The sequence below is a fragment of the Prosthecobacter sp. genome, assembly GCF_046154365.1.
GTDB lineage: Bacteria > Verrucomicrobiota > Verrucomicrobiia > Verrucomicrobiales > Verrucomicrobiaceae > Prosthecobacter.
This window is the reverse complement of the sequence record NZ_JBJXFV010000007.1, coordinates 1-4,769: the sequence shown is the minus strand read 5'-3', so window position 1 is coordinate 4,769 and position 4,769 is coordinate 1. Positions and strand designations below refer to the sequence as shown.

Here is a 4,769-nt window from a genome sequence, read left to right as displayed (position 1 = left end):
ATTGATGAGGGTGATGAAGCTGTCCCACATCTGCTCGGCGGTCATGCGGCGCAGCAAGGGGCCGGTGAAGTGGTACACGTTGCCGATCGCATGCTCTTGGCGTGTGACCTGACGTTGGTAGGTCTGTGTGTTGTAAAGAATGGTGAGGAAGGAGCGCATGTCGTAGTTGAGGTCGCGCATGAGCTTTTCTAGATGCGTCTGCAACTCGGGAACCATGGGTGTGGAGGTTTCAAACAGCTCGTCGAGCGGCTCGATGAGGGCGAGGCCGAAGACACGCTTCCACAAGCGGTTGGTGATGACGGTGGTGAAGCGCGGGTTGTCTTGGCTGGTCATCCAGCGCGCGTAGGCCTGTAGCGAGGTCTCGCCGGGTTGTGGCGTGCATTCGTGGCCAAACATGGCGGCGGGGGCGACGGCGCTGCGTGGTTTGGCGTCCGCGTATTGGTAATCTTTCGGCAGTGAAGCTTTGCTCTTGTCATTAAACGTGAGCGCGGTGTCGCGGACGTTGTTGCGAGCTTCAAGCATCGCTTCGCGGAAGTAGAAGTCCTCGGAGCGCATTTTCTTTTCCATCGCCTGACGTCCCTCTGATGCAGCCTTGGCCTTCTCCTGGTAATCTTTTTCAAGGACTGCGTACTGCTCCGGTGTCATATCCTTGCTGCGTTTCGGCCGGGTGGGATCGGGGTTGGCTTTGCGATGCTCTGCGCGGATGGCATTCTGGTCATCGTTGTGGATGCGCTGTGTCTCAGCGAGCACGCCACCGTAGTTTTGGCCCTGCACGCCGTAAGTGAAGCTGGCCATCTGGTAGAACTGCATCTGCGTCCATTTGTCGAAGGGATGGTTGTGGCACTGCGCGCACTCGATGCGCGTACCGAGGAAGATGCGCACGGTGTTGGCCATGTTGTCGAGCGGCATGCCCTGATCGCGGTAGTAGTAACCGATGGCGCCGTTCTCCCATGGGCGGCCCTGCGCGGAGATCATCTCGGCGACCATTTTGTCATAGGGCTTGTTGGCGCGGAGGCTGTCTTTGATGAAGTTCAAATAACCGACGCCGGTGGCATTGTTTTGGTTCATTCGGAGCACATCAGCCCAAAAGTTGAAGGTGTGCAGCACATGCGCTTCGGAGTTCAATAACCGCTGAATGATCTGCGCACGACGATCCGGTGCCTTGTCCGCCAAAAACGTCTCCGTCTCCCGTGCGGTGGGAATGCGGCCAATGATGTCGAGATGGATGCGCCGCACAAAGGTGGCGTCGTCGCTCATCGGGTTGCCCTTGAGCTGATGCTTGGCCCAGTCTTTGGCCAAGATGCCATCAATGACCGAAGCGGCGGCTTTGGTGTCAGGCGCTTTGGCTTGCAGGATGGCAGTGCCTAAAGTGATGACGACGATTTGGCAGAGGATGGATTTCGCGCTCATGATGCAGCCTAGTACGGCTGCGTCCGCTGGCTATTTGCATAGGCGGGAGTGAATTAGCACCATGTGGCTGCGTATGAGCTTGATCATTCTCCCCATGAAACGTTTCGTCATTAGCCTCATGATCTGTTTTTCAACGTCTGCTTTTGCTGCCTGGCATGCAGGCGCAGCGAAGGCGGACATCACGCCGACGGAATCCGTGCCGCTGGCTGGCTATGGTGGCAAAACGCGGATGTCACAGCGGGTCGAGCATGCGATCTGGCTGAAGGCGCTGGCGCTCAAGGATGATTCGGGGGCGACATCGGTGCTGGTGACGGCGGATTTGGTGGGGCTGAGCGACAAGATGATCGCGGTGATCGCGAAGAATGCTGCGGAGAAGCATCGCATCCCGAGGGAGCGGCTCATTTTAAACACGTCGCACAATCACTCGTGCCCGGTGACGGAGGATGTGCTGTGGTTGTATTATGAATTCACGCCGGAGGAGGCTGCGGCGAAGGAGCGCTACACGGCGATGGTGTATGCGAGGTATGATGAAGTCATCGGTGCGGCCATCGCGGTACTCGCACCGGCGGAATTGGCTTTTGAGCAAGGTTTGGCCGGTGTGGCGGTGAATCGTCGGCGCTCGCGTGGTGCGGAGAGTCGTGCGTTCGGTGGGCAGGTGGATCAGGATGTGCCGGTGATCACGGTGAAAGCGGGAAGCGACCTCAAGGCCATCGTGTTTGGCTATTCGTGCCACACGACGGCTTTGGGCGGCCTGAGCATCAATGGCGACTATGCGGGCTTTGCGCAGCTTGAACTGGATAAATCGTATCCAGGTTCCGTGGCGATGTTTGTGCAGAATTGCGGCGGCGATGCGAACCCACTGCCGCGCATTCGCGGAAAGGATGTCCAGGCGACGGAACTGGCATCAATGTACGGCAAGATTTTGGCCGAAGCGGTGCGTCAGGTCATCGCGGGCACGATGACACCACTTGCCGGGCCGATTCAGGCCGCGATGGGCGAAACGGAGCTGGAATTGCAGCCGGGAATCCCGCTCGAAGAACTGAAGCAACGCGTGCCCAACCTCACCGGCATGCCGAAGCGCGAGTTCGAGCATTTCATTCGGCAATACGAGACGCTCGGCTCGCCACCGGATCGCGTGAAGTATCCGATTCAGGTCTGGCGCTTCGGCCCGGAGTTCACCTTCATCGCGCTGACGGGCGAGACGGTGGTGGATTACTCGCTCAAATTCAAAGCGACGTATGGCTGGAACAACACCTGGGTCTGCGGCTACAACAATGATCTGCTCAGCTATGTGCCATCGTTGCGCGTGCTCAAGGAAGGCGGCTACGAAGGCGTGACCGGCATGTTTGAATACGGTCACCGTGCGCCTTACACGGAGACGGTGGAGGAGCGGATCACGACGAAGCTCGATGAACTCGTGAAGGCGACAGCAAAGTAGCCATCACCGCTCCGCGTGATGAGCTGAGGGCTTTCGCAAGATCACAGCGGCGGCGAATTTCGAAAGCGCGTCATGCTGACGTGAGCGCTTTGCTCGTCACGCGGAGCGATGACGGCTACTTTACCACCGGCGCGGTCTGCTCCGGCGTCACTCGGCCGCCGGGCAGTTCCATGATCTTGATGTTGCGGAAATGAATCTCCGCGCCTTCGGATTCTAGGCAGAGATAGCCTTTGCGTACGGTGGACTGGCTGATGCCGTTGACGAACTTGCCGTTGATCGAGAGCTTCACCGTGCCATCGACGCAAACCACGTCGTAGGTGTTCCATTCGCCTTTGCCTTTGCAGCGCATCTCATAAGACATGCTGCGGCGGCCGCGTGGGTTGTCGGGCACGCCTTCGAGGCCATTCGCGCCAAAAAGTTCGCCTGAGACGTAGCCGAGATGTCGCGGCGTGCCGTCTTTCTCGGGATTCAAATACGGAAACTGTAGCTCCAGCATCTGCACTTCCATGCCTTTCGGCAGCGGCCTGTCCGCAGGCGTGCTGCCTTCGCTCCAAACGAAGACACCAGAGTTGCCTCCTGCCTGCATGTGCTTCCACTCGATGTGCAGGATGAAGTTCTCATACTGCTTCTCGCTGCGCATCACACCGATGGGCAGGCCTTTGCAGACGAGCAGGCCGTCTTTGACGCTCCAGGTGTCCTTGCTGGTGTTCACATCGACCCAGCCGGTGAGATCCTTGCCGTTGAAGAGATCGCGCCACTGCGGCACATCTTCAGCGAATGCGGTGGTGCAAAGGAGCAGCGGGAGAAGGAGGTGTTTCATGGCGTGACTCTCACAGCGCGGCCCGGACGGGCATCTTTCACGAGTTCGCCATCACGCACGACGAAAGTGCCGTTCACAATGACATGCGGAATGCCTGCCGAGGGCGTGGTGGGTGCTTCAAAGGTGGCGCGGTCGATCACTTTGGCGGGGTCGAAGACGGTGATGTCCGCATCGGCACCGAGGGCGATGCGGCCTTTGTTTTTCATCATCGGGACGTGGCCTTCAAGACGCTTCGCGGGCAGGATGGTCATCTTCGCCAGCGCATCCATGAGCGGCAGCAGTTTCTTCTCGCGGGAGTAATGGCCGAGCACGCGCGCAAAGGTGCCTGCGCCGCGCGGATGACCTTTGCCATCCACAAACGGCACGCCGTCGCTGGCGATCATCACACCGGGATGCGCGATGGCGCGCTCGACATTCGCGTCCTTCATCATGTACATGATCACCCAGCCGCCTTGCTGGCGATACTTCTCAAACGTCTCCTTCGTGAGCCGTTCGCCCGTCGCGGTCCACACGATGTCGCCGTAGCTGATGCGCAGATTGGCCTGCCAGCCGGGATTGAACATGGCCGACTCCAGCATCGTGGACGCGGCGGTGTAGGGATAGACCTCCGTGGTCAAATCCATGCCAGCGGCGCGGTTTGCATCGATCAACTTCAGCACCTCAGGCACGTCGCCGATGCTGCTGCTGCCGATGTGAACGATGTGAAGTGACGCGCCGGTTTTCTTCGCGCTATCAATGGCCTCGCGGATCGGCGCGATGCCAAACGCACGCGTGTGAACGAAGGCGGGCACCTTCCGTTCTGCTGCGATGCGGAATAGCGATTCGATCTCCTCCGGCGTGGCTGCTGGCGTGTAATTGATGCCAAAACCAACGCCCAGCGCGCCTTCATCGAGCCCCGTGCGGATCGCGGCGTTCATGCTCTTCATTTCCGCCTCGCCCGCGACTTTGTTCGCGCCGTCGGGCTTCGGCCCGAGCAGCGTAAGCCTCGCCTTGCCGCTCGCCCACTGGCCGGTTTTGAGCTGCGGATGAAACGCGGCAAAGCGGGCCGAGATGTGGCCCACCGTCGCGCCGTAGTGGATCGGCGCGGCGCCTTCCAGATCG

General features: G+C 59.6%; 4 protein-coding genes. 1 reads left to right on the top strand and 3 read right to left on the bottom strand.

Annotation, left to right across the window (positions count from 1 at the left end; genetic code table 11):
* A partial coding sequence (locus tag ACKVY0_RS00920) for a DUF1549 domain-containing protein (RefSeq protein ID WP_409212898.1) occupies positions 1–1,410 on the bottom strand: 1,410 nt, incomplete at its 3' end.
* Positions 1,411–1,504: 94 nt separating this feature from the next.
* On the opposite strand from ACKVY0_RS00920, the gene ACKVY0_RS00915 reads away from it, so the two are divergent.
* On the top strand, positions 1,505–2,848 hold the full coding sequence (locus ACKVY0_RS00915; protein WP_409212897.1) for a hypothetical protein: 1,344 nt from the start codon (positions 1,505–1,507) through the stop codon (positions 2,846–2,848).
* Between the two features lie 115 nt (positions 2,849–2,963).
* Here ACKVY0_RS00915 and ACKVY0_RS00910 read toward each other — a convergent pair whose 3' ends face one another.
* Both ACKVY0_RS00910 and ACKVY0_RS00905 read right to left on the bottom strand, forming a co-directional pair.
* Positions 2,964–3,668 carry a DUF1080 domain-containing protein gene (locus ACKVY0_RS00910; protein WP_409212896.1) on the bottom strand — a complete coding sequence of 235 codons (705 nt, stop codon included), beginning with the start codon at positions 3,666–3,668 and terminating at the stop codon, positions 2,964–2,966.
* The coding region (locus tag ACKVY0_RS00905) for an amidohydrolase family protein (RefSeq protein ID WP_409212895.1) at positions 3,665–4,769 on the bottom strand (1,105 nt) is incomplete at its 5' end. The genes ACKVY0_RS00905 and ACKVY0_RS00910, both read right to left, overlap by 4 nt.